2 protein-coding genes are annotated in these 508 nt (G+C 49.6%); both read right to left on the reverse strand.

Translation table 11 applies throughout. The features are described 5' to 3' along the window. The coding region (gene ilvN, locus ACTHS3_RS16795; protein ID WP_440368616.1) for an acetolactate synthase small subunit at positions 1-140 on the reverse strand (140 nt) is incomplete at its 3' end. 10 nt (positions 141-150) lie between these two features. Then, a partial coding sequence (locus tag ACTHS3_RS16800) for a thiamine pyrophosphate-dependent enzyme (RefSeq protein ID WP_440368615.1) occupies positions 151-508 on the reverse strand: 358 nt, incomplete at its 5' end.

Genomic DNA, 508 nt, shown 5'->3' on the forward strand with positions numbered 1-508 from the left:
GTCATACGGGACAAGGTTTTGTCTTCGGTTGGTGCAACAGCCAGGGAGTCGATGTTGTAATCGCGTGCGGAGAACAAACCTACCACACGGCTCATCGCACCTGATTCGTTTTCCATCAGAATAGATAAGATATGTCGCATTTTTCTCTCCTTACGCTGACAATGTTTCGCGCATATGCGGCGGCAGAACCATCTCGTCCAAGCCTTTGCCGTTGCCGACCATAGGCAGTACGTTTTGTTTCTTGTCTGTCAAGAAATCGAGGAATACCAGGCGGTCTTTTTGGTTTAATGCTTCCAGCAAAGCGCCTTCGACATCGGATTTCTTGTCCACACGGATGCCGATATGGCCGTAGGCTTCAGCCAGTTTGACAAAATCAGGCAATGAATCGAAATAGGTCTCCGATTCACGGTTGCCGTAATAAAGTTCTTGCCATTGGCGGACCATGCCGAGGTAGCCGTTGTTCAGGGTAACGACGTTAACCGGAACGCGGTATTGGAAACAGGTGGAC

It is taken from the genome of Neisseria sp. P0009.S007 (genome assembly GCF_051962515.1).